This window comes from Streptomyces sp. NPDC000075 (genome assembly GCF_040301925.1).
Classification (GTDB): Bacteria; Actinomycetota; Actinomycetes; order Streptomycetales; family Streptomycetaceae; genus Streptomyces; species Streptomyces polychromogenes.
Window position 1 is genome coordinate 1 of record NZ_JBEPFL010000064.1, and the last position, 20,992, is coordinate 20,992.

The 20,992-nt window shown below is 71.3% G+C and carries 21 protein-coding genes and 1 pseudogene; 10 read left to right on the forward strand and 12 right to left on the reverse strand.

Annotated features, from left to right (window positions below; all coding sequences use genetic code 11):
- Positions 1–95: 95 nt before the first annotated feature.
- Genes ABT403_RS38105 through ABT403_RS38120 form a run of 4 tightly spaced genes read right to left on the reverse strand, consistent with a single transcriptional unit; the run spans position 96 to position 8,699 of the window.
- Positions 96–2,642 (reverse strand): non-ribosomal peptide synthetase, encoded by a 2,547-nt coding sequence (locus ABT403_RS38105; RefSeq protein WP_344152155.1) that lies wholly within the window; start codon positions 2,640–2,642, stop codon positions 96–98.
- Positions 2,643–2,864, reverse strand: a complete 222-nt coding sequence (locus ABT403_RS38110; RefSeq protein ID WP_344152152.1) for an MbtH family protein — start codon at positions 2,862–2,864, stop codon at positions 2,643–2,645.
- Positions 2,861–6,685, reverse strand: coding sequence for a non-ribosomal peptide synthetase (locus ABT403_RS38115; protein WP_344152149.1), 3,825 nt, complete (start codon positions 6,683–6,685; stop codon positions 2,861–2,863). Before ABT403_RS38115 ends, ABT403_RS38110 begins: the two co-directional genes overlap by 4 nt.
- A gap of 7 nt (positions 6,686–6,692) precedes the next feature.
- Positions 6,693–8,699 carry a carbamoyltransferase family protein gene (locus ABT403_RS38120; RefSeq protein WP_344152148.1) on the reverse strand — a complete coding sequence of 669 codons (2,007 nt, stop codon included), beginning with the start codon at positions 8,697–8,699 and terminating at the stop codon, positions 6,693–6,695.
- Between the two features lie 350 nt (positions 8,700–9,049).
- On the opposite strand from ABT403_RS38120, the gene ABT403_RS38125 reads away from it, so the two are divergent.
- Together ABT403_RS38125 and ABT403_RS38130 are read left to right on the forward strand one after the other, a co-directional pair.
- Positions 9,050–9,736 (forward strand): 2OG-Fe dioxygenase family protein, encoded by a 687-nt coding sequence (locus ABT403_RS38125; RefSeq protein WP_344152146.1) that lies wholly within the window; start codon positions 9,050–9,052, stop codon positions 9,734–9,736.
- Between the two features lie 13 nt (positions 9,737–9,749).
- Positions 9,750–10,739: an AurF N-oxygenase family protein gene (locus ABT403_RS38130; protein WP_344152143.1), complete on the forward strand. Its 990-nt coding sequence runs from the start codon at positions 9,750–9,752 to the stop codon at positions 10,737–10,739.
- Between the two features lie 144 nt (positions 10,740–10,883).
- On the opposite strand, the gene ABT403_RS38135 is transcribed toward ABT403_RS38130, so the two are convergent.
- Complete coding sequence (locus ABT403_RS38135; RefSeq protein ID WP_344152140.1) at positions 10,884–11,882, reverse strand: LuxR C-terminal-related transcriptional regulator; 999 nt, start codon at positions 11,880–11,882, stop codon at positions 10,884–10,886.
- A 203-nt stretch (positions 11,883–12,085) separates the two neighbouring features.
- On the opposite strand from ABT403_RS38135, the gene ABT403_RS38140 reads away from it, so the two are divergent.
- The 6 genes from ABT403_RS38140 to ABT403_RS38165 all read left to right on the forward strand — a co-directional run bounded on the left by ABT403_RS38140 (position 12,086) and on the right by ABT403_RS38165 (position 15,720).
- Positions 12,086–12,382 carry a hypothetical protein gene (locus ABT403_RS38140; protein WP_344152137.1) on the forward strand — a complete coding sequence of 99 codons (297 nt, stop codon included), beginning with the start codon at positions 12,086–12,088 and terminating at the stop codon, positions 12,380–12,382.
- 131 nt (positions 12,383–12,513) lie between these two features.
- Complete coding sequence (locus ABT403_RS38145; RefSeq protein WP_344152133.1) at positions 12,514–12,702, forward strand: hypothetical protein; 189 nt, start codon at positions 12,514–12,516, stop codon at positions 12,700–12,702.
- Between the two features lie 482 nt (positions 12,703–13,184).
- On the forward strand, positions 13,185–13,874 hold the full coding sequence (locus ABT403_RS38150; RefSeq protein ID WP_344152130.1) for a FadR/GntR family transcriptional regulator: 690 nt from the start codon (positions 13,185–13,187) through the stop codon (positions 13,872–13,874).
- Positions 13,875–13,985: 111 nt separating this feature from the next.
- A complete protein-coding gene (locus ABT403_RS38155; RefSeq protein WP_344152127.1) occupies positions 13,986–14,213 on the forward strand; it encodes a hypothetical protein in 228 nt (75 codons plus the stop codon).
- A gap of 202 nt (positions 14,214–14,415) precedes the next feature.
- Entirely contained in the window at positions 14,416–14,769 is a 354-nt protein-coding gene (locus tag ABT403_RS38160; protein WP_344152124.1) for a hypothetical protein, read from the forward strand.
- A 66-nt stretch (positions 14,770–14,835) separates the two neighbouring features.
- Entirely contained in the window at positions 14,836–15,720 is an 885-nt protein-coding gene (locus tag ABT403_RS38165; protein ID WP_344152121.1) for a DUF2268 domain-containing putative Zn-dependent protease, read from the forward strand.
- Between the two features lie 74 nt (positions 15,721–15,794).
- Here ABT403_RS38165 and ABT403_RS38170 read toward each other — a convergent pair whose 3' ends face one another.
- Genes ABT403_RS38170 through ABT403_RS38185 form a run of 4 tightly spaced genes read right to left on the reverse strand, consistent with a single transcriptional unit; the run spans position 15,795 to position 18,277 of the window.
- The gene (locus tag ABT403_RS38170; protein WP_344152118.1) at positions 15,795–16,706 is read right to left on the reverse strand and encodes a phosphotriesterase family protein; all 912 of its coding nucleotides are present in this window, start codon (positions 16,704–16,706) and stop codon (positions 15,795–15,797) included.
- Positions 16,700–17,284, reverse strand: coding sequence for a DUF4865 family protein (locus ABT403_RS38175; protein WP_344152115.1), 585 nt, complete (start codon positions 17,282–17,284; stop codon positions 16,700–16,702). The genes ABT403_RS38170 and ABT403_RS38175 overlap by 7 nt, the downstream gene beginning before the upstream one ends.
- A gap of 14 nt (positions 17,285–17,298) precedes the next feature.
- Positions 17,299–17,688: a (R)-mandelonitrile lyase gene (locus ABT403_RS38180; RefSeq protein WP_344152112.1), complete on the reverse strand. Its 390-nt coding sequence runs from the start codon at positions 17,686–17,688 to the stop codon at positions 17,299–17,301.
- 13 nt (positions 17,689–17,701) lie between these two features.
- The gene (locus tag ABT403_RS38185) at positions 17,702–18,277 is read right to left on the reverse strand and encodes a TetR/AcrR family transcriptional regulator (protein WP_344152109.1); all 576 of its coding nucleotides are present in this window, start codon (positions 18,275–18,277) and stop codon (positions 17,702–17,704) included.
- Between the two features lie 21 nt (positions 18,278–18,298).
- Here ABT403_RS38185 and ABT403_RS38190 point away from each other — a divergent pair, with 21 nt between their 5' ends.
- On the forward strand, positions 18,299–19,072 hold the full coding sequence (locus ABT403_RS38190; RefSeq protein ID WP_502966021.1) for a S1 family peptidase: 774 nt from the start codon (positions 18,299–18,301) through the stop codon (positions 19,070–19,072).
- Positions 19,073–19,076: 4 nt separating this feature from the next.
- On the opposite strand, the gene ABT403_RS38195 is transcribed toward ABT403_RS38190, so the two are convergent.
- The 3 genes from ABT403_RS38195 to ABT403_RS38205 form a co-directional block, all read right to left on the reverse strand.
- Complete coding sequence (locus ABT403_RS38195) at positions 19,077–19,520, reverse strand: DUF2267 domain-containing protein (protein ID WP_344152106.1); 444 nt, start codon at positions 19,518–19,520, stop codon at positions 19,077–19,079.
- A 52-nt stretch (positions 19,521–19,572) separates the two neighbouring features.
- Positions 19,573–19,968, reverse strand: coding sequence for a DUF2267 domain-containing protein (locus ABT403_RS38200; RefSeq protein WP_344152103.1), 396 nt, complete (start codon positions 19,966–19,968; stop codon positions 19,573–19,575).
- A 128-nt stretch (positions 19,969–20,096) separates the two neighbouring features.
- On the reverse strand, positions 20,097–20,531 hold the full coding sequence (locus ABT403_RS38205; RefSeq protein ID WP_344152100.1) for an Hsp20/alpha crystallin family protein: 435 nt from the start codon (positions 20,529–20,531) through the stop codon (positions 20,097–20,099).
- A gap of 261 nt (positions 20,532–20,792) precedes the next feature.
- Between ABT403_RS38205 and ABT403_RS38210 the strand changes: the two are divergent.
- Positions 20,793–20,992: pseudogene (locus tag ABT403_RS38210) on the forward strand (spore-associated protein); the annotation flags it as partial.

Consider the following 20,992-nt stretch of genomic DNA (forward strand, 5'->3'; position numbering starts at 1 on the left):
TTATCCATCTGGCCACTGCCCGCGCCCCCCGCGCCGCCCCGGCCGCCGGCGCGCACCACCACCCGCCCCCCCCCCGCCTCTCTCGCGTGCGGTGCCTACCCCGCCGTGCGGCGGACGATGGGCGGGGCCGCGGGCCGGGCGGCGGCGACCGCCCGGGCGAGCCCGGCGACCGTCACGGCCTCGAACACCGCCCGCATCCGCAGCTCGACCGCCATCTCACCGCGTACGCGGGACGCGATCTGGGTGGCGTGCAGGGAATGGCAGCCCAGGTCGAAGAAGTCGTCGTCCAGGCCGACCCGGTCCACGCCGAGCACCGACGCGACGATGCCGCACAGGGCTTCCTCCTGGGGCGACCCGGGTGCCCGGTAGGGCGTCCCGGCCGCGAACGGCGGGGTGGGCAGGGCCCTTCGGTCCAGCTTCCCGTTGGCCGTCAGCGGGAGTGCGTCCAGCGCCATCACCGCCGACGGCACCAGGTGGTCCGGCAGCCGGTCCCCGAGCCAGGCCCGTACGGCGGTCCCGTCGACCGCGTCCGCACCCGGTCGCGGCACCACGTAGCCGACCAGGCGCTTGTCCCCGGAATCCGTCACGTGCACGGTCACCGCGCACTGTTCCACCACGGGGTGGGCCGCCAGCGCGGCTTCGACCTCGCCGAGTTCCACGCGGAAGCCCCGGACCTTCACCTGGCCGTCCGAGCGCCCCAGGAACTCCAGTACGCCCTCGGCCGTCCACCGCACCATGTCGCCGGTGCGGTACATCCGGGCGCCGTTCCCGCCGAAGGGGTCGGCCACGAACCGCTCCGCGGTCAGCCCGGGACGCTGGAAGTAACCCCGGGCCAGGCCCGATCCCGCGACGTACAGCTCGCCCGCCACACCGGGCGGGACCATGCGCAAACCGGAGTCCAGCACGTAGAGCCGGGTGTCGGAGACCGGCTTCCCGACCGGCACCGCGGTCGCACCGGCCACATCGCCGGCGCCGATGACGTGCGTGGTCGTGAAGGTGGTGTTCTCGGTCGGCCCGTAGCCGTTGACGAGCCGGATGCCCGGCAGCGACTCCAGCACGGCCGCGCACCGAGGGACGGACAGCACGTCCCCGCCCGCCAGCAGCTGCCGCACCCCGCTCAGGGCGGTCACGTCCGTGTCCACCACCTGATGGAACAGGCCGGAGGTCAGCCACATGACGCTCACCCCGTGGCGGGCCGTGAAATCCCGCAGTTCCGCGGTGGACAGCACACCGGGCGCGGGGAGCGCGAGCCGCGCCCCGCTGAGCAGTGCCCCCCACACCTCGAAGATGGCGACGTCGAAGGAGACCGAGCTCAGCTGGCTGACGACGTCACCCGGACCGAGGTCGATGTAGTTGGTCCCGCACACCAGCCGGGCGATGGACGCGTGGGCGATGAGCACGCCCTTGGGCCGGCCGGTGGAACCGGAGGTGTAGAGGACGTAGGCCGGATGGGCCGGCAGCAGCGCGGGGCGCTCCGCCGGGCCGAGATCCGTGTCCCCCGCCGCCGCCAGCTCGGCCGTGGTCCGCACACCGTCCAGGAGGACGGCGGGCACGGCGCCCCCGGTTCGCGTCAGGAGCGCTTCGGTGGTGATCAGACAGGCCGGCCGGGTGTCCTCGAGGAGGTACCCGATGCGTTCGGTGGGGTAGGACGGGTCGATGGGCAGGCAGGCACCGCCCGCCTTCATGACGGCGAGCAGGGCCACCACGGTGTCCGCCGAACGCTCGACCATGACCGCGACGAGCCGCTCCGGGCCCACGCCCCGGGCGGCCAGGAGCCGCGCGAGCCGGTTGGCGCGCGCGTTCAGTTCGCCGTACGAGAGGCGGACGTGGTCATCGGCGACGGCCACGGCGTTCGGGGTCCTGGCGACCTGGGCCTCGAAGAGCTCCGGGATCGTGGCAGGCGGTACGTCGCGGGCCGTGTCGTTCCATTCCAGGAGCAGCTTGCGGCGCTCGGTGGCGTCCACCGTCTCGACCTCGCTCAGCGGGGTCGAAGGACGGTCGACGAGTTGCTCCAGGACGTCGACGAAGCGGCGGGCCATCGCCTCGGCGGTGGCCCGCTCGAAGCGGTCGCGGGCATAGGTGAGCGCACCCACGAGCCCCGCCGGCGCGGCGTCGTCCCCCGGCTGTTGCACCAGCTCCCAGCTCAGGTCTCGGGGGGCGCCCGATGAGGAGGGCGCCGGCTCGTCGAGGGTGAGCACCACCTGCGGGAACGCGGGAGCGGAGGGCTCCCCAGCTGGAGCGAGTTCCGCCATGACCCGGTCGAAGGCGGAGTCCTGGTGGTCGAGGGCCCCCCGCATGGCCGAAGCCATGCGGGGCAGCAGCTCGGTGAAGGTGGGACCGCCCGACAGGTCGGCCCGCACGACGAGGAGGCCGCCCGCCGTGGCCGTGCCGAGCGGAAGGTCGCTCCCGGCTCCCAGCCGGTACAGCAGCGTGGCCAGGGCCGCCTGGAGGACCGTGAGCCGGCTCACGCCCTCGGCCCGCGCGACGCGGGCCACGCCGGCATGCAGTTCGGCCCCGACCCGCAGTTCGACGCGCCCCGTCCGGGGGCCGGCCGCGAGCGGCCGGCCGTGATCGTAGGGCAGGGAGAGCTCCCGGGGCACCCCGTCCAGGGTCCGGCGCCAGAAGGCGAGCTGCGTACTCACTCAGCCGGCCTTGTCCGCGTCCATGGCCAGGACCAGGCTGCGCGGCCGCATGTCCGTCCAGGTCGCCTCGATGTGGTCCAGGCACGGCTGGCGGCGGTCAGGGCCGAACACCGTGGTCCAGCCGGCCGGGACGTCGGCGAAGTCGGGCCAGAGCGAGAGCTGGTCCTCGTCGTTGCGCAGGACGAGGAAGGTCCCGTCCTCGTTGTCGAAGGGGTTGGTCATGCTGTTCCTCCCGGAAGGTGTCGAGTGATGTGTTCGGCGAGCGCGGCGGGGGTCGGCGTCAGGAAGAGCTTCCCGAGGGCGATTTCCGCGCCGAGTCGCGCATGGATGAGGTTGAGGAGCCGCAGGGCGAGCAGGGAGTGCCCGCCCAGGTCGAAGAAACCGTCGTCGGGACCCACGGATTCGAGCCCCAGCGCTTCGGCGAAGAGCGCGCACAGCGCTTCCTCCGCGGGCCCTGAGGGGCCGCGGCCGCCTGCGCGGGGAGCCGTCGCCGGCGCGGGCAGAGCCCGGGTGTCCACCTTGCCGTTCGGCGAGAGGGGCAGCCGGTCCAGGACGATGAAACCCGACGGCACCATGTACTCCGGCAGCCGTGCCCGCCCGTAGGCGCGCAGTTCGTCCTCCAGCCGGGCCGCGCGTGCGGGGCGCAGCGGATCGCTCGCCAGGGTCTCGGCGTACGGCAGCGGCGGGTGGGGATCCCCCGCTGCGGGGTCCGGCGGACCGGCGACGGTGATGACCACGTCGAGACGGCCGTCGCGGCGGACGAGCTCTGTGCCCGCACACCGCGGCAGACGGTTCGTCAGATCGGTGAAGTACCGTGCCTTGATGGTGAGTTCGCCCGGTTCGTGGTCCAGCGAGTGCTCCGGGAGCTCTGGAACCTCGGTGATGATCAGTACGCCGCCGTCGGTGACGGCCCGCAGGGCCTGACCGATGATCCGGTCCGCGTAGGACAGCGAGGGGCAGTGCTGGATCACGGAGTCGATGACCACGGCCCCGAACGAGCCGTCCCTGAAGCCGCGGAAGTCCGTGGCCTCGCGGTTGAGCAGGGTGATCCCCGCCCGGCCCGCCAGGTCCGGCGCGCCGCGCAGCATGTCCACGGCCGAAGCGGAGAAGTCCGTGGCGACGTACTGGCCGCAGACCGGCGCCAGTGCGCGCAGCAGTGAGCCGCCGCCGCAGCCGATCTCCAGGACCCGGTCCGGACGCAGGGCTCCCACGCGCTCGCGCGCCGTCGGGTTGGCGGGAGCGCCGTCCGGGCCACGGCGGTGGGCCTCGTCGAAGGAGCGCTGGCGCCCCCGGACGTGCTCCTGGTGGAGGAGGTCCTCGCCGTTCGCGGCGCCGTCCTGTGATGACCCGGCCGCCACGACGTAGGCGTACATGCGGGGGTCGCCGTCCTGTTCCTCGCGGACCGTGACCGCGGCCTGCGCCACCCGGGGATGTTCGGCGAAGGCCGCTTCGATCTCTCCGAGTTCGACCCGGAAGCCGCGCAGCTTGACCTGATCGTCCATGCGGCCCAGGAACTCGACGTTCCCGTCCGCCAGGAGACGCGCGAGGTCGCCCGTGCGGTACAGCCGCGAACCGGCCCCGCCGAACGGGTCGGCCACGAACCGGGTCGCGCTGAGTCCCGCACGGCCCAGGTAACCGCGGGCCACGCCGGCACCGCCGATGTACACCTCTCCCGGTACGCCGACCGGCACGGGGCGCAGCCACGCGTCGAGAACGTACAGACGGGTGTTGTCCACCGGCCTGCCGATCGGCGGCGTGGCGCGGACCTCCCCGGCGCAGCGGAAGAAGGACGCGTTGACCGTGGCCTCGGTGGGACCGAAGACGTTGATGAGCTGCCGTCCGCGGGACCAGCGGTTGACCACCGCGGGCGCACCGGGCTCACCGCCGATGAGGATGGTCTCCAGGTGCGGCAGTGCGGTGTCCGGAAGGGTCGCGAGGACCGAGGGCACCAGGGCCACCTGGGTGATCTCGCGCTCGGCGAGCAGAGTGGCGAGCTCGCCGCCCAGCAGGTGCGGGGGCGCGATCACCAGTTCGCCGCCGGTGGTCCAGGTGATCCAGATTTCCGAGACCGAGGCGTCGAAGCACATCGACGCCACCTGGAGCACGCGGGAGTGCGCTCCCAGGCCGAACTCACGGCTCTGGAAGGTGATCATGCTCGTGAGTCCGCGGTGAGCGACCTCCACGCCCTTGGGCCGGCCTGTGGAACCGGAGGTGTAGATGACGTACGCGAGACCGTCGGGCGTGACGTCGGCGCCCAGATCGTGCGCGGGCCAGGTGAGGTCCGCTTCGGCGTCGAGGCGGATGACCTCGGCCCTCCCGGTGGCCGGCGCGTCGAGTCCGTCCTGGACGATGACGAACGGACAGCGGGCGTCGCCCAGCATGTACGCGATCCGCTCGGCCGGGTAGGCCGGGTCGAGGGGGAGGTAGGCGCCTCCCGCCTTGAGCACGGCCAGCATGGCGACCATGGCGTCGAGACCGCGCCCGGCGTACAGGCCGACGACCACCTCGCGCCCCACTCCGAGCGAGCGCAGGCGTCGGGCGAAACGATTCGCCCGACGGTTCAGCTCCCGGTAGGTGAGCGCGCCGCCCTCGTAGGAGACGGCCACCGCGTCGGGGGTGCGGGCCGCCTGTGCTTCGAAGAGCCCGACCACGGTGGCGGTCGGGAACTCCCGGTCCGTCGCGTTCCACTCGACCAGCTGACGGCGCTCCTCCTCACCCGTGAGCAGCGGCAGCCGCGACAGCCGGGTGTCCCGGTCGACCCGGCCCAGGAGGTGGACGAAGTGCCGGGCCAGTCGCTCCATGGTCGCCGCGTCGAACAGGTCGGCCGCGTACACCAGACGGCCCGAAAGCCCCTGGGCGGTCTCGTAGCAGCACAGCTCGACGTCCAGGTGGATGGTGTCGCCGTGCCCTTCGAACGGGGTCACCGCGAGGCCCGGCAGATCGAGCGTCCGGCCGGTGTGCTCCTCCTTCAGGAGCTGGAAACCGACCTGGGTGAGCGGGTTGCGGCCCGGGTCGCGCGTCGGGTGCAGGTCCTCCACCAGCCGCTCGAAAGGGAGGTCCTGGTGGTCGAAGGCGTCGAGGGCGGTGTCGCGCACGCGGTCCACCAGTTCCCCGAAGGCCGGATCGCCGGAGCAGTCCACCCGCATGACCAGGTTGTTGACGAAGAAGCCGATCAGTCCTTCGAGCTCGGCACGGTCCCGGCCCGCGACCGGGACCCCGACCACGATGTCGTCACCGCCGGTGTAACCGGCCAGCAGCACGTCGAAGGCGGCCAGCAGCACCATGAACAGCGTGGAGTGGCGGTCGGTCCCGATGGCCCGCAGCCGCCGCACCACGTCACCGGGCACCTCGAAGGGCACGACGCCCGCCGTGTAGCTCGGCAGCGGGGGACGGGGGCGGTCCGCCGGCAGCTCCAGTGCCGTCGGCATGCCGCGCAGCCGCTCGCGCCAGTGGCCGAGCCGCTCGGCCACCACCTCGTCCGAGAGGCAGGACCGCTGCCACGCGGCGAAGTCCGCGTACTGGATCTCCAGTGGTGGCAGCGGGGTCGTCCCGCCCGTCGAGAAGGCGCGGTAGAGGGCGCCCAGTTCGTCCTGGAACACGCCCATGGACCAGCCGTCGCCCGCGATGTGGTGGAGGGTCACGAGCAGTACGTGGTCCGTCTCGCCGAGCCGCACCAGGCGGGCGCGGAGCAGCGGACCCTTCGACAGGTCGAACGGGACCGCCGCCTCCGCGCCCGCCAGCCGGTGGGCTTCGACGAGCGGATCCGGCGCCTGCGAGACGTCCGTCACCGGCAGGTCCACCGGCCGCGGTTCCACGATGACCTGCCGCGGTTCACCACCGTCGGTGGTGAACCGCGTCCGCAGGGCCTCGTGCCGTGCCGTGATCTCGGTGAGCGCGGACCGCAGGGCGGACCGGTCGAGCCGCCCCGACAGCCGGTGCGCGAACGCCAGGTTGTAGAACGGGTTGCCGGGCATCATCTGATCGAAGAACCACAGCCGCCGCTGTGCGAACGACAGTTCCGTCCCGCAGGAAAGGTCACTCATCGGCCGGTCACTCCGCCGAGGTGTCCGGAGAGTACTGCGGCAGCGGGAACACCGGGCGCTGGACCTGCGGCACCCCGGCCCAGCGCAGCAGCCCGTGGCGCCGCATGTCCAGCGCGAGGTCCACCAGCTCTTCGGCGTCCGCACCGAGTCCGGCCGCGATCTCGCGCACCGACCGGGTGCCGTCGGCCATCCCGAGCAGCCCCTCCCACTCCGGCAGCACCGCTACCGCGGCACGCTGCTCGCCCGTGGCGGGCAGGCCGATCGATCCGCGGGAGCCCACGGCCCCGACTGCCTCGGGCCGCAGCCCGGCCAGGTCCGGTGCGACGACCTCCAGGTCACCGATGAACAGCCGGTCCAGCCGCGAGCCGTAGAGGCAGTCCATCGCCTCGTCCGGACGCTCCACGATGGGCATGCCCCGCAGGTTGAACGAGGTGTTGAGCACCATCGGCAGGTCGGTCTGCTCCTCGAACGCCTCGATCAGGGCGCGGAAGGGTCCGGGGGTGTCCTCGGCCACGGTCTGCACCCGGCAGGTGCCGTCGATGTGCACGACCTCGCTGACGAGTTCCCGCTGCGCTTCCAGGACCGGGGTCACCATCAGCATGAAGGGGCTCTCGGGCATCGGCATGTCGAACCACTTGTCCGCGCGTTCGGCGAGGACGGCCCCGGCGAACGGGCGGAAGGCCTCGCGGAACTTCACCCGCGCGTTCAGCCGGTCCTTCATGCCCGGGATGCCCGGGTGGCACAGGATCGAGCGGGCGCCGAGCGAACGCGGCCCGAACTCACACCGGTCCTGGAACCAGCCGATGATGTCGCCCCGGGCCATCGCCCCGGCCGCCGCGGCCGCCAGCCCCTTGGTGCCCTCGTGCTTGCGGGTCTCAAGACCCCAGCGGTCGGCGATGCCCTGGAGGTCGACACCGGAGACCCGCGACGGGCCGAGGTAGACGTGCCGCATGGCGGGGCCGACCTCGGAGCGGGGGCCGAGGAGGTTGTGGTACGCGTAGAGCGCGGCGCCGGCGGCGTTCCCGTCATCGGTGGCCGCGGGGAAGATGAACAGGCGGTCGAGGTCCGTCTCCCGCGCGATGCGCGTGTTCAGGGTCGAGTTCAGGAAGGAACCGCCGCACGCCACCAGGGACCGGCTGCCGCTGAGGGCGAGCACGTGCCGCGTCACGTGGAGGACGGCCTCCTCGAATTCCGCCTGGAGCTGCGCGGCGAGGTCGAAGTGGAACTGCTCGTACGGCGCCCTCGGCGGGCGGGGGACCAGCCGCAGCTCGTCGCCTTCGCGTACCGCCACCCCGAGTTCGACGAGCGAGTCGGCGGCCCGGTCGAAGCGCAGCTCGCCGCCGGGCGCGAGCTCGTAGAAGAGGTTGTCCGAGGTGAGCCGCTTGCCGTAGGAGGCGAGGCCCATGGTCTTGCCGGCGTCGTCGTACGCGGTGCCCGACTCGCGGAATCCGAGCGCGAGGGTGACCACCCGGTAGATCTCGCCGACGCCGGACAGCGTCGCCGGGGTCCAGAGCTCGCCGCCGCGGCGGTAGCCCGCGATGCGGTCGGTGTCCCGCACGACGCGCATCAGCGGCTCGGGGGTCTCACCGGTGCGGAAGGTGAAGGCCGTCTCCCGTTCGCGCCCTCCGTTGACGCGGGACCCGTAGGAGTCCATGACGAGGGCCACGGCCTCGTCGAAGCCGGAGGAGTAGAACGCGGCGCTGGCGTGGGCGAGGTGGTGGCCCGGGTGCGGCAGCGCGAGGGAGCGCTCGGCCGGCGCCACCAGACCCAGGACGCCGAGGAGCTTGTCCTCGTCCGCCTGGTCCCTGGACTCGGTCGACGTCGCGATCCAGCCGTCGATGTCGGAGGAGGTCAACCCGGCGGAGGAGAGGGTCTCGTTCGTCAGATCGGCCATGGCGGCCGCGTAGACGTGCATCGGAACGGTGCCCCGCTTCACACGGGTGGTGCGCTCCAGGGCGAGTGCGGAGCGGATGACGCCGTCCTCGACAAGACACACACTGCTGTCGTGGCTCAAGTTGAAGCCGATAACTCGCGTAGAAATAACTACCCCCAAGGGAACCAGTGCATGAGAATCAGGAGCGTATCCCAAAGAGCCCTGCTGTCAATAAATTCCCGCAATACATAGATTCAGAGGATGATTCATCCACTGGACGAATTGAATTGTTGACACAATCCGTCCGGGCGGGCAGGATCCAGGTCGTGGATCTCGCGGCGGGTGCAACTCCCCACGCGAAACGACTCGGACCGCGGTCAGCGCGTCCGCCACGGGGGCGGCCTGAGGCCGTCAGAGACCGGTGGGACCCGGTCCCACTCAACACATACGCCTTTCTCGTATCGCTGCAGACGGCATGGACGGGTAATTCGATGACGCTCAACAAATGGCACTACCAGCTGCTCGCTCTTCCGGAGCTGCCCGCTGAAATCCTGGAGGAGTTCTCCACCCTCCCGGTCGACCAGTACAACGAGGGCAAGTTCAGGTACCGGCGTTTCTCCCAGTACAAGATCCGCTACTCGGAAGGGGACGGCTGGCAGCCGGAGCTGCTTCCGCACCGCCCCTTCTGCCAGTCCACCGAGTTCAACGGGGTGACGGGTGGCCTGCTGCGGGAGTTCGAGCCGCTCCAGATCGACCCGACGCTCGTGATCCGCGCGGGTGCGGACGAGGTTCCCCTCGACCACGGCGTCGAGTGGCAGGTGGACGTGCACCAGTGGCGGGTCATCTCCAATGACGACACCCGGGGCGTCTCCGTGCCCGAAGGCCCCCACCAGGACGGGCACACCTACAGCCTGATCGCGGTGGTGGACCGCCACAACATCGGCGGCGGCGAGACCCAGCTGATGCCGATGGACAGCGACGAGCCCTTCCTGGGCGTGAAGCTCCAGCCGGGCCAGGCCGTCGTGATCGACGACCAGAAGATGCGGCACTACGCCACGGACATCGTCGCTCCGCGCGGCGAGGAGGGCCACCGCGACCTGTTCCTGCTGGCCTACAACACCTGGCCGGAGCGCCGCTACGGCGAGGAGTACGAGCAGTCGGTGCTGGCCGGCGCGTGAGGGCTCACTGACCATGGCGCAGCACCCGAACGACGCCCTCGACTACGCGCACCTGCCGGCCTTCGACCGGAGCGATCCGATCGAGAACGCCGTCATCACCCGGCTCGCGGGCAACTGGGCCCGGCGGGCATCGGTCAAACGGGGCGAGCCGGACCTCGACGACCTGTTCGAGCTGGACCGTCCCGACTACCCCGAGCACCTGCTGCCCTTCCGGGACCACCCGGCCTACCAGGCACTGGACGACGAGAAGCGGCGCAGGCTGCTCAGCTGGGCGTGGGTGGCGTTCAACAAGAACGTGATGGACAACGAACAGCGGGTGGTCAATCCCGGGTTCGAGCTCATCTTCCGCAACACCTTCGACACGGGGATGGGGGAGTCCTCGATCACGGCCGCGGCCCAGGCGATGGTGGACGAGCAGTACCACACCCTCATGCACCTCAACGCCAGCTCCGTCACGCGACGGCGCCGGGGGTGGCGGATGCACGAGAACGACCTTCCGGTCGCGAAGAAGGCCCGGCGGCACGAGGCGCGCCGGGCGGAGGCCGAGCACCTCTGGCAGCGCGAGCTCACCACGCTCGCGTTCACCACGGTGTCCGAGATGTCCATCAACGCCTATCTCAACCTGATCGCCGACGACCCGGACGTCCAGCCGGTGAACCGGGTGACGGCCGACCTGCACAACCGCGATGAGTACTGCCACTCCTCCATTTCCAAGGAGGTGGCCAAGGCCGTCTACGAGCGGCTGGACGCCCCGCGGAAGGCGTACTTCCTGGACGCCATGTCCGACGGTCTGCGCGCGTTCGGTGCGAACGACTTCACCACGTGGCGCCGGGTGATCGAACTGGTCGGTGTCGAGGGCGGGGAAGAGATGATGCGCGATGTCGAGCACGACGCCGAGCGCAGCATGCTGGTCCAGGACTACAGCGGTCTCTACAACCTCTGCGCGGAGATGGGGGCCATCGACGAGATCCGCTTCGACTGGTCTAGCGTCACCGTGCGCTGAGGCCGGCCCGATGGGGGACCTTGCGGAGAGTCCGACTGTGACACCGTGACCGTTCACGGTCGGACGCCCCGGCGCTGTCCCGCAGGTCGTTTCCCGCCGTCCCGGGCGACCGCGGGGCGAGCCGGAGGGGCTCAGGCGGGGGGCTCAGTCGGGGGTGGCCGGAAGGTGGCCGAGTTGGACGGCCCGGACGCCGGCCTGGAAACGGCTCCGTGCGTTCAGCTCGGAGAGCAGACCGGTGACGGTCCGGCGCACCGTCCTGGAGGAGACTCCCAGCCCGTTGGCGATGGCCTCGTCGGTCCGGCCCTCCGCCATCATGCGCAGCACGGCGAGCTGCTGCTTGGACAAGGCGCCCGCCTCGGAACGCGGCGTGGTGCCCAGGGGGTCGGCCGAGCGCCAGACGTGCTCGAAGAGCGAGCACAGGAGAGTGATCATTCCCGGGCTGGTGACGAGTGCGGCGCCGGCTCCGGTGTTGCCCGTGTCCGCGGCGATCAGCGCGGCCCGCCGGTCGAACACGATGACGCGGTTCGGCAGCGTGGGCACCGTGCGGACTTGGGCGCCCAGGCTCTCCAGCCATTCGGCGTGCTCGATGGTCGGCTGGTCGCGCCGGATGCTGTCCAGGTAGATGGTGCGCATCTTGATGCCGCGTTCCAGCATGGAGCGGTTGAGGGGCCTCGACGCCCTCATGTTCTCCGGCGCCTGCGGTCCGCCGGGGGCGAAGGTCAGGAACTCCTCGCGCACCTCGCCGCTGAGCAGTTCGATCTGATCACGGATCGCGTCGATCCCCTGGAGGTAGCGGAGCCCCGCTTGGGAGTCGGGCGCGGGTGTTTCGGCGTATACCGCGATGAGCTCGGCGGCGGCCGCACGCGCGGTCTCCATCCGCTGTTGCTGCGCGGTCAGCTCGGCCTGCTGGCGTGCGAGCAGGAGCTCCATGGCCAGCCGGGGGTCGACCACCCGGGCCTGGGAACCCTCGTCGTCGCAGATCCGCACGAGCGCCATCTCGCTCAGCCGGACGAGCGCGTCGCGCACGTCCTGCCCGTCCATCGCCAGACGCGCCGCCAGCTCGGCCACACCGTCTTGTGGATGGGCCAGCATGCCGCGGTACACGGCTTCGGTGACGGCATCCAGTCCCAGTCTCGTAAACATGGACCGTTTCTCTCTCTGCACTCCGCGCCGGGGGGTGAACGGCGCATGCCGGAAAGGCTAACCGAGGCCGCCCCGAGGAGCGAAAACCGGCCACCGAAAAGGCAGTGATTCCTCTATGAAAACGGACAGAAACGCTGAATGCTGTCTTTCGCCCCGCCGACCCGTTCCTTCGCCAGTCCATTCCTTCAATAGCCAGGGTTTCCATGCGCCTCGTCCACATCCTCCTGCGATCCGATGATCGCGGGCGCACCCTCCCCGCCGATACGGAGGCGCTCCTGGCCGCCTCCGCGGTGGACGCTGACGGCTTCGAGCTGGCGGTGGTCCACCTGCGGGAGCGGGCGCACCCCGTGGTCGGCATGTACATGCGAACAGCCAGCCTGGAAGCGGCGGAGGAACGTGCCGCGGCCATATGGCGCAGCGCGGCCGCGGCCCATCCGCAGCTGCGCCCCTGGACGCTGGCGCGGGCCGAGGTCCCGCTCCTCCCGTTCGACCTCGACTGACGAACCGCAGTTCAGAGCCACGGTGTCCCTTTCTGGACATGGCCGGATTGCCCGCGCCCCACCCTCTTCAGTCCTGCCCCGGAGCTCGCGACACTGGGGGCACGACGACTTGTTGACCAGTGGGGGACACCATGAAGAACCGCATCAAGCTCACCGATTTCGTCATCGCGCTGACCGTCGCCCTGGCCGTCGGCACCGCTCTTCCGGCGGACACCTCGGCGCCGGCCCCGGCATCCCGGGTGGTCGCCGGTGACGCGGGCTGGCAGAGCCCGACCCCGCGCCTCTCCGAGGTCGTCCTCTCCGACGCGGGCTGGCAGTAGGAAGCGGCGGGGACGGACCACGGGCCGACGCTGATTCCGCTCACGTCCTGAAATTCCGGCACGACCTGCTCCGAAGGGCTGCGGAATACATCGCCCTCAGGGAAATGCGCATCACGCATTCCCTCCGGACACGGGCCTCGACAGAAACGGAATCAGGACTCCGACCGGCCGCGCCGTGCTTCGCATGCCGGCCATCCCGGCCACCCGGCCATCCCGGCCATCCCGGCGAGCCTTCCGCCCCCCTGCCGTAGCGCCATGACCGGACTCTTCCAGGCACGCGCCGAAGAGTTGCGGCACATCGCCGGTACGCCCCTCGCCGCGACCGACCGCGCCGTCACCGCCACGCGCTGACGAACCGGCGGGCGACCGGCCGCCCCGGGTACCGCACCGCCACCGCGCCGGCGCGCACGGGCCACCGAAGAACCAACGATCGAACGTACGACGGCCCCCGCGCGCGTACGCCCGGAAGGAATCCGACCCACATGTCGCTGACCATGCCCCGACGCTCCGCACTCGTCGACCAGGTGATCGCCCAGATCAGGAACCAGATCACTTCCGGTGAGTGGGCCGTCGGCTCCCGCATCCCCACGGAGCCCGAGCTCGTCGAACTGCTCGGCGTCGCCCGCAACACGGTCCGCGAAGCCGTCCGCGCCCTCGCGCACAACGGCCTGCTCAACATCCGCCAGGGCTCCGGTACGTACGTCATCGCCACCAGCGAGCTGGCCGGAGTGATGCACCGCCGTTTCGCGGACTCCGACCCGAGCCACGTCGCCGAGCTGCGCTCGACCCTGGAAGCCTCCGCGGCCCGCCTCGCCGCGGAACGCCGCACCGACCGGGACGTGGTCCAGTTGGAGGCGCTCCTGGTGCGCCGCGAACAGAGCTGGGCCGGCGGGAACGCCGGCCAGTTCGTCGCCGCCGACGTCAGGCTGCACATGGCGGTCGTCGCGGCCTCCCACAACGACGTGCTCGTCGCGCTGTACGCGGACCTCGGCAACCTGGTCGCGGACTGGGTGCGGACCGAGGTGGGCACCGGCCCGCGCCCGGCCGTCTACCTCGACCACGCCCGGCTGATCGACGCGATCCGGCGCGGTGACGCGAGCGCGGCCGCCGCCGAGGCGGCCGGCCATTCGTTCGCGTGCCTCGGAGCGCACCGCGCGGTACCGCAGCGCTGATCCCCCGGCCTTCAGCCCGCATCCCGCCTGAAAGGGAACCCTCGTGACCGTGCAGACACCGCCCCGGGACGTCCGCCGGGCCCTCCCGCTCCGGCACGGCGAGGACCGGACGTGAGCGCCGCCCGGCGCCTCGCGACCGCCACCGTCCTCGTCCTCTTGCTGGCCGCTCCTGCCCTGTCCCGGTTCGACGCCCAGAGCGTGCGGCCGCTCCTGCGCCACGTCACCACCACGATGCGGCACATCGCCGACGCCGTATCCGCCTCGTCCCCCGGGACACGTCTGCCGCGTGGGGCGCACCGGAGCCCGGCCTCGTCGAGTACCGAAGCGGAGTACCGGTAGTTCAAGCTGGCGGGATTGCGCCGGGGCCCCTTGACGGCGATCGGCTGCCCATGAACGATTGGTGATCGCCGCGCTCAGGGCACGCCTGGTAAAAGCGGCGATCCTGCTCTCTAGTGAAATGATTCGCCACGCACCGCTCCAATCGCACCACCGTTCGGCAATAGGTCCTTCGGCAGTACGAGTAAGAGGAGTACGTGACACGATGGCAACAAGCATGAAAAGGCGTATAGCGGCGGCGGCTCTGACCGCTGCGGCCGCTCTCACCGGCACGTTCACGGCGGCCGGCCCGGCCAGCGCGTCCGTGGTGGTGACCTGCCCGCCATATCCGACGTGGTCCCACGGTATCGAGCTGTGGGGGAATGACGGAAGGATGACCTGTATAGCCGGAACGCCGGACCCCACGACGTATCTTCAGATCGATCACGTCAATCACATCACGTCGGGCGTGAACCGGGCTCGAGTTGCCATCCTGTACGGGCAGGACATCTACATCAACCCGGGCCAGTCGATCGCGGTTCCGGACGTGACCGTTTTGGCGGTTCAGATCCTCGCCTGAGTACGAGTGCGGCGGACTGCACATCGCTTGCCCCTCCCGTAACGTGAGGCCCTACGGTCCCAGGTCATGAAGATCATTGTTCATGACACGGCCTCCTCCATGCTCGATCTCCTCCAGCGCCCGCTGGAGGAGCGGCCCGACGCCCTGCGGGACATGCTCAGCCCTCTGCACGAGGTGATGTCCGCGGTGGGCGTGGACGTGGTCCGGATGCACCAGATGGGCAGCGGCTTCCGGACCGACCACGAGGACCCGCGCTACCTGACGGCCCTGCGCAGGATGCGGGACGCGGGGGTGTGGCACCGGATCGAGGACTGCCTCGCCGTGGCGTGGGAGCGGCTGAGCGGCGCGGTGCCCGGAGCCGGGAGCGCCGAGACCGTGCACGTCGTGCTGGTGCTCGGCGACCCCGACGACGACCTGCTGACGGTCCGCAACGCCGGCTACCTCGGCATGGGCGGTATCCCCGGGGCGATCCAGCTGACGATGTGGCCCACCGAGACCAGCCTGGCGAAGATCGGCTACGTTGCCGCGCACGAGCTCCACCACAACGTGCGCTACGCCAACGTGGTCTGGAACCCGATGACGGTCACGGTCGGCGAACAGGTCGTGGCCGAGGGGCTGGCCGAGGCGTTCGTCCGGGAACTGGCGGGCGAGGCGGCCATGGGCCCCTGGACGACGGCGCTGTCCGGCCCGGAACTGGACCACGTCTGCGCGAAGGTCGTGGCCGGGATCGATGTGGCCGGGATGCCGAATCTGCCCGCGTACGTGTACGGCGACGCCACCGCACGGCACATGGGGCACCAGCCTGTCGGACTGCCCGACTTCGCCGGATACGCGGCCGGCCTCCGGATCGTGGACGCCCATCTGGCGGCCACCGGCCTCACCGCCGCCCAGAGCACGGTGCTGCCCGCACGCGAGATCCTCGCGAACGCGGGCGTACCGAGCGGCGCGTGACGGGCATCGCCCCTCGCCGTCGGCCGGCCAGCCGGCCAGCCGACGGCTGGCCGGCCGACGGCTGGCCGGCCGGCTCAGGACCAGTCGACGGCGAAGGCCCGCCCTGGGTTGCGCGTGAAGAGGTGATCCACCAGCTCCGCACCCAGGGTGGCCGCCAGCCGGGGTCGTACCCGGCGCAGCAGGTAGGGCATCCCGGGGCCGCCGTCGACCGACCGCGCCCCGGAGACGACGGTGTCCCCGCCGAGCAGCAGCCGATGCCCGAATCCCGCGTCGGCCAGCGCCTTCACCGCGTCGGGCATCCGCCAGTCAGTGGCGTGATGGGCGAGTGAGGGCCCGTCGAACGCCAGGTAGCAGCCCGCCTCCGCGGCCTGGCGCTGCACCACGCCGTCGGGGGAGCGGTTCAGGTGCCCGAGGATGATCCGGTGAGGGGGGACCTCCAGCTCGTCACACAGCAGGTCGAGCACGTCGAGCGCGCCCGTGCCGTGCTCCAGGTGGACGGCTACGGGCGCGCCGGTCTCGTGGTGGGCCTCGGCCGCCGCGGCCATCGTCCAGCGCGCGTGCGCGTCGAGGGCGTGGAAGCCGCCCGCGACCTTGATGAGCCCGGCGCGGACGCCCGAAGCGCCGATGCCCGTGGTCAGTTCGCGGACGAAGAGCCCGGCGAGCCCGGCGCGCAGCCCGTCGAGGAACTCCGGTTCGTAGTGGGCGGCCTGGTGGAGCCCGGTCGCGCACACCACGTGCACCCCGGCCGCGCGGGACAGGTCCGGCAGGTCCCCGGTCCGCCGTCCCATGCCGTACGGCGTCCACTGGACGACGCTCGCACCGCCCGCGGCGCGGAACGCGGCCAGTTCGGAGCGTGCGGCCGGGACGTCGTCCAGCTCCTGGCCCGGGAGCTTCGGGCTGCGGAGGAAGAGGTGGTCGTGGGCGTCGCACACGCCCAGGTCATCGGGGTGCACGTCGCCGAGGACCGTGCGGACGCGGGCTACCACTGCCGTCCGCGCGGCAGTTCGCGCCTCCCGGGCTGCGACACGTGCAGCACCTCGAAGACCTCGCCCGGGGCCTTGGGCGTGCGGTGGTCCCAGAGCGAGAAGTGGACCAGCTCCCAGCGGTGCGAGTCGACGGCGGCCGCGGCGAGCACGGCGCCGTCCTGCGCGGCCAGTCGCCCCGCTTCGCCCACCGCGTCCTCCATGAACGCGGACAGCGGCACGGCGTCCGGGACCCGCTGGCGCCGGCGCACCGCGGCGACGGCGGGGGACCCGGCCGCGCGGCCCTCCTCGTAGGCCAGGCCCGTCCACTGCCGGACGGCGGGCCGGCCGAAGTCGTTGACGGGACCCTGGAAGGCGCCTCCCCACAGGAAGGTGTTCATCCCCTCCATGGTGTTCCAGAGGTAGAACGGCGCGTACTGGTTGACCGGCGAACCGTGCACCCCGCGCTCGCGCATCAGATACGTCTTGAAGCCGAGGCCGTCCCAGTCGTCGAGGGCGTGCCCAAGGCGGGAGACGCGGTCGCGGATGATGTCCATGTCGTAGTCGGCGGGCAGGGTCATCTCGTACTGCATGGCGTGCATCGTGCGCTCCTTCTTCAGGCGGGGTAGTGGCCCACGTGCTCGTGCCATTCGACGGTCGAGCCGTCCTCGGCCGCTTCCACGACGGCGAGGTGCGTCATGAAGGTGCCGGGAGCGGCGCCGTGCCAGTGCCGTTCGCCGGGCTCGATCCACACGGTGTCGCCCGCCCGGATCGCCATGACGTGACCGCCCTCGTGCTGGACCAGTCCCTCGCCCTCCAGGACGTGCAGGACCTGGCCGTGCGGATGGTGGTGCCAGGCGGTGTGCGCGCCGGGGGCGAAGTGCACGCTGAACATCCGCAGCCGGGACGGGGGCTCGGGCGCGGCTATCTCGTCCAGCCACACCGTGCCGGTGAAGTGCTCCGCCGGGCCCTGCACGGTGTCGGGACGCTTCGTCGTGATGTGCATACGGGGAAACTCCTCAGGATGCCGGTCGGAGAAGGGAGAGCAGGCCGCGTACCCCTGAGTCGAAGGCCGCGGGCGAGCCCGACGCGCGGGCCAGGACGTAGCCCCCTTGCACGGTGGCGAGGACCGTCGCGGCGATCTCCCGCGCGTCGAGGGAACGGGCGAACTGGCCCTGTTCCTGCCCCTCTTCGACGATGCGGGCGAGCCGCTCACGCAGCCAGCCGATCGTCTCGTCCACCGGCGCCCGCAGCTCGTCGTTCGCGACCACGTCCGGGTCCATCGTCAGGCGCCCCACGGGGCAGCCGCGCAGCACGTCGCGTTCGCGCTCCAGGTAGGCCCGGATGCGCTCGTACGGCGTCCCGGGCCCGTCCAGCGCCCTCTGCGCGGAGGCGCGCAGCTCTTCGGCGGTGCGGCGGATCGCGGCCAGGGCGAGGTCTGGTTTGCCCTGGAAGTGGTGGTACATGCTGCCCTGGCCCACGCCCGCGCGCTCCAGGATCGCCTTGGGGCTGGTGCCCACGTAGCCGCGTTCCCACAGCAGTTCGCGGGTGGACTCGATCAGTCGGTCCTGAGTGCTCATACGGGCAGTGTACATACTAGTAGGTACAGAAGGCTAGTGGGGCGCCATGCGGGCCGGGACGACCTGGGCCTCCGCCCGGACCGGGCGCTCCGGCGGTTGAGCAGGGAGGCGGACGCGGTCAGGATCGCGGCGGAGCTGGAGAAGAAGCTCGGCGTCCGGTTCGCCGGCGCCTGGGTGAGCGGCCCGCTCAGCCGGCTGACCGTGGCCACCACCAGCTCCCTGGACGCCCAGACCATCGAAGCGGCCGGCGCCGAGGCGAAGGTGGTGGTGCGCGGACTCGACCTCTCACCAAGGCCCTGGCCGAGATCGACAAGGCCATTGGTCACCGTCAGGACGACCAAGGACAGGCCCCGGGCCCTGTATGACGTCAGAGGCGGGGACGCCTACTACATCGACGAGGGGGCGCGGTGCAGCGTCGGGTTCTCCGTCACCAAGGACGCGCAAGGGGGATTCGCCACGGCCGGGCACTGCGGGAAGCCGGGCGCCACGACGACGGGCTTCAACAAGGTCGCCCAGGGCACCTTCCGCTCGGGATCCACCACGGGCTGGCACTGCGGCACCGTCGAGGAGCACGGGACCAGCGTCGACTACGGAGAGGGCACCGTTTCCGGGGTAACCCGCTCCACCGTGTGCTCCGAGCCGGGTGACTCAGGCGGCTCCTTCCTCTCCGGGGACCAGGCCCAGGGGGTCGCCAGCGGGGGCTCCGGGAACTGCACGGAGGGAGGCGTCAGCTTCCACCAGCCCATCAACCCCCTCCTCAAGGCGTACGGCCTGACCCTCACCACGAGCCCGTCCAAGGGTGACGGGTGACGGGTCAGGCGGCCTCCTGCGGCCGGCACGGTTCTGCCCGGCCGAAGAGGAGGGCGTAGCCGTCGGGGAGGTGGCGCAGGATCCGGGCGAGGAGGTCGGGGCCCGCCAGGTGTGAGACGACGGAGAGGACCGCGCCGGTGTCCCAGCGGGCGACGGCGGGCGTGGTGCCGGTCCGGTCGGCCAGGTCCTTGATGAAGTCCCAGCCGGTGAGGCGTGCGGTGTCGGGGATCTGGGCGGTCAGGGCGAGGGCGGCCTCGACGGGCAGGCAGCGGGCGAGGTCGACGCGTTCGTCTCCGACGAGCTGTCGGCCGAGGGCCGCGAGGACGGTGCGGACGGCTTCCTCGGCGCGCTCGCGGGTGGGGTAGACGCCGTCGTAGCGCACGTGTTCCAGCATCTGCTCGAACGTCATGGCGGGACGGGCCCGGTCCGGTCGAGGCTGGTCGTACATGGGGCTGCGGCTTTCTCGTGAGGGCCCGGCGTCCGGGCGGACGGTCAGACGGTCAGCTGGGCCGGGGGTGGCCGAAGAGGAGGTCGAAGCCGGGCGGGAGCTGGAGCAGGATCTCGGCCAGGAGGGCGTCTCCCGCTGCGGCGGCGACCGTGGAGAGGACGGCACCGACGTCCCACAGGGCCGTCTTCTCGGTGGCGCCTTCGATCCAGGCCGCGGTCGCGCGGACGAAGCGGTCCGGGGAGAGCGGCTCTGCGGCCTGCAACGGGTTGAGGAGGATCAGCGCGTAGGCCTCCGGGAGGCGGGCGGCGAGCTGGGCCCGCACGGAGCCGACGAGGTGTGCGCCCAGCAGGGCCAGGACGACGCGGGCCGCGCGTTCGGCCTCCTCCCGGGTCCCGTATTCGCCGCCTTCCTGGACGTGGTCCAGGAAGGCTTCCTGGTGCATCGGCATCTCACGTCACCTCCGGGGGAGGGGTGAAGGGGGCGGGGCGGGGCGGAGCGGGGCAGGGCGGGGACGCGGAGGACGGGGGCCGGAGGGGGATCGGGGTTCCCCGTCCTCCGCCGCCGGTACCGGCCTGGTCAGCCGGAGATCTGCTTGCGGCCGGAGTCGCCGCCGATGGCGATCTTCCGCGGCTTGGCACGCTCGGCGATCGGGATCCGCAGGGTCAGGACCCCCGCCTCGTGGTGGGCCTCGATGTGCTCGGTGTCGAGGGTGTCGGCCAGCATGACCTGGCGGGAGAAGACGCCCAGCGGCCGCTCGGAGAGCTCCATCTGGACGCCGTCGGCCTTCTCCGCGGGCCGGCGCTCGGCCTTCACGGTCAGCATGTTCCGCTCGACGTCGATGTCGATCGCCTCGCTGCTCACCCCGGGAAGGTCGAAGGCGAGAACGTACGTGTCGCCCTGGCGGTAGGCGTCCATCGGCATCACGGACGGCTTCGACCACGTGCCCGAGGCTCCGGAGAGCTGCTGAATGATCCGGTCCATCTCGCGGAACGGGTCGGTGCGCATCAGCATCGCGAAACACCTCCAGTGGTTCAGGCAGGAACTGCCCATGCGCTTCAACGTGCTCCCGTTGTAACATGTCATCGAAACGATGACAAGCATGAAGTCATCGAGAGGGTGACATGCGCTGCGCAAGGCCCCTCGGGGCGGTGGCGGACAAGCGGCTGCAAAGCGGCGCGGTCACATCCTTTTCGGCCGGTGTGCAACCGTTCCGCGGTCCCGTATGTCCCACCCGGCAGGAGCGACTGACTCCACCGACCATCAGGGGGGACCATGCGATTCACCCGTTCCGTCGTCACCACCACCGCAGTCGCCGCCGTGGCCCTGGGGGTCACGACCGCGCTGGCGGCGCCCGCCACCGCCGCCCCCAACACCACACCGCAGAAGGTCTGCGGAAGCGCCTACAAGACCGTGAACTCGGCCGCCATCGGCTCGCTGGGCACCGTCTACCTGACGTACAACGCCTCGAACGG

What these genes read in the sequence shown, in the direction of transcription:
- ABT403_RS38110 (WP_344152152.1), bottom strand. Translation starts at nt 2,864, where the DNA reads ATGACCAACCCCTTCGACAACGAGGACGGGACCTTCCTCGTCCTGCGC.
- ABT403_RS38115 (WP_344152149.1), bottom strand. Translation starts at nt 6,685, where the DNA reads ATGAGTGACCTTTCCTGCGGGACGGAACTGTCGTTCGCACAGCGGCGG.
- ABT403_RS38125 (WP_344152146.1), top strand. Translation starts at nt 9,050, where the DNA reads ATGACGCTCAACAAATGGCACTACCAGCTGCTCGCTCTTCCGGAGCTG.
- ABT403_RS38130 (WP_344152143.1), top strand. Translation starts at nt 9,750, where the DNA reads ATGGCGCAGCACCCGAACGACGCCCTCGACTACGCGCACCTGCCGGCC.
- ABT403_RS38135 (WP_344152140.1), bottom strand. Translation starts at nt 11,882, where the DNA reads ATGTTTACGAGACTGGGACTGGATGCCGTCACCGAAGCCGTGTACCGC.
- ABT403_RS38140 (WP_344152137.1), top strand. Translation starts at nt 12,086, where the DNA reads ATGCGCCTCGTCCACATCCTCCTGCGATCCGATGATCGCGGGCGCACC.
- ABT403_RS38145 (WP_344152133.1), top strand. Translation starts at nt 12,514, where the DNA reads ATGAAGAACCGCATCAAGCTCACCGATTTCGTCATCGCGCTGACCGTC.
- ABT403_RS38150 (WP_344152130.1), top strand. Translation starts at nt 13,185, where the DNA reads ATGTCGCTGACCATGCCCCGACGCTCCGCACTCGTCGACCAGGTGATC.
- ABT403_RS38160 (WP_344152124.1), top strand. Translation starts at nt 14,416, where the DNA reads ATGGCAACAAGCATGAAAAGGCGTATAGCGGCGGCGGCTCTGACCGCT.
- ABT403_RS38165 (WP_344152121.1), top strand. Translation starts at nt 14,836, where the DNA reads ATGAAGATCATTGTTCATGACACGGCCTCCTCCATGCTCGATCTCCTC.
- ABT403_RS38175 (WP_344152115.1), bottom strand. Translation starts at nt 17,284, where the DNA reads ATGCACGCCATGCAGTACGAGATGACCCTGCCCGCCGACTACGACATG.
- ABT403_RS38180 (WP_344152112.1), bottom strand. Translation starts at nt 17,688, where the DNA reads ATGCACATCACGACGAAGCGTCCCGACACCGTGCAGGGCCCGGCGGAG.
- ABT403_RS38185 (WP_344152109.1), bottom strand. Translation starts at nt 18,277, where the DNA reads ATGTACACTGCCCGTATGAGCACTCAGGACCGACTGATCGAGTCCACC.
- ABT403_RS38195 (WP_344152106.1), bottom strand. Translation starts at nt 19,520, where the DNA reads ATGTACGACCAGCCTCGACCGGACCGGGCCCGTCCCGCCATGACGTTC.
- ABT403_RS38200 (WP_344152103.1), bottom strand. Translation starts at nt 19,968, where the DNA reads ATGCCGATGCACCAGGAAGCCTTCCTGGACCACGTCCAGGAAGGCGGC.
- ABT403_RS38205 (WP_344152100.1), bottom strand. Translation starts at nt 20,531, where the DNA reads ATGCTGATGCGCACCGACCCGTTCCGCGAGATGGACCGGATCATTCAG.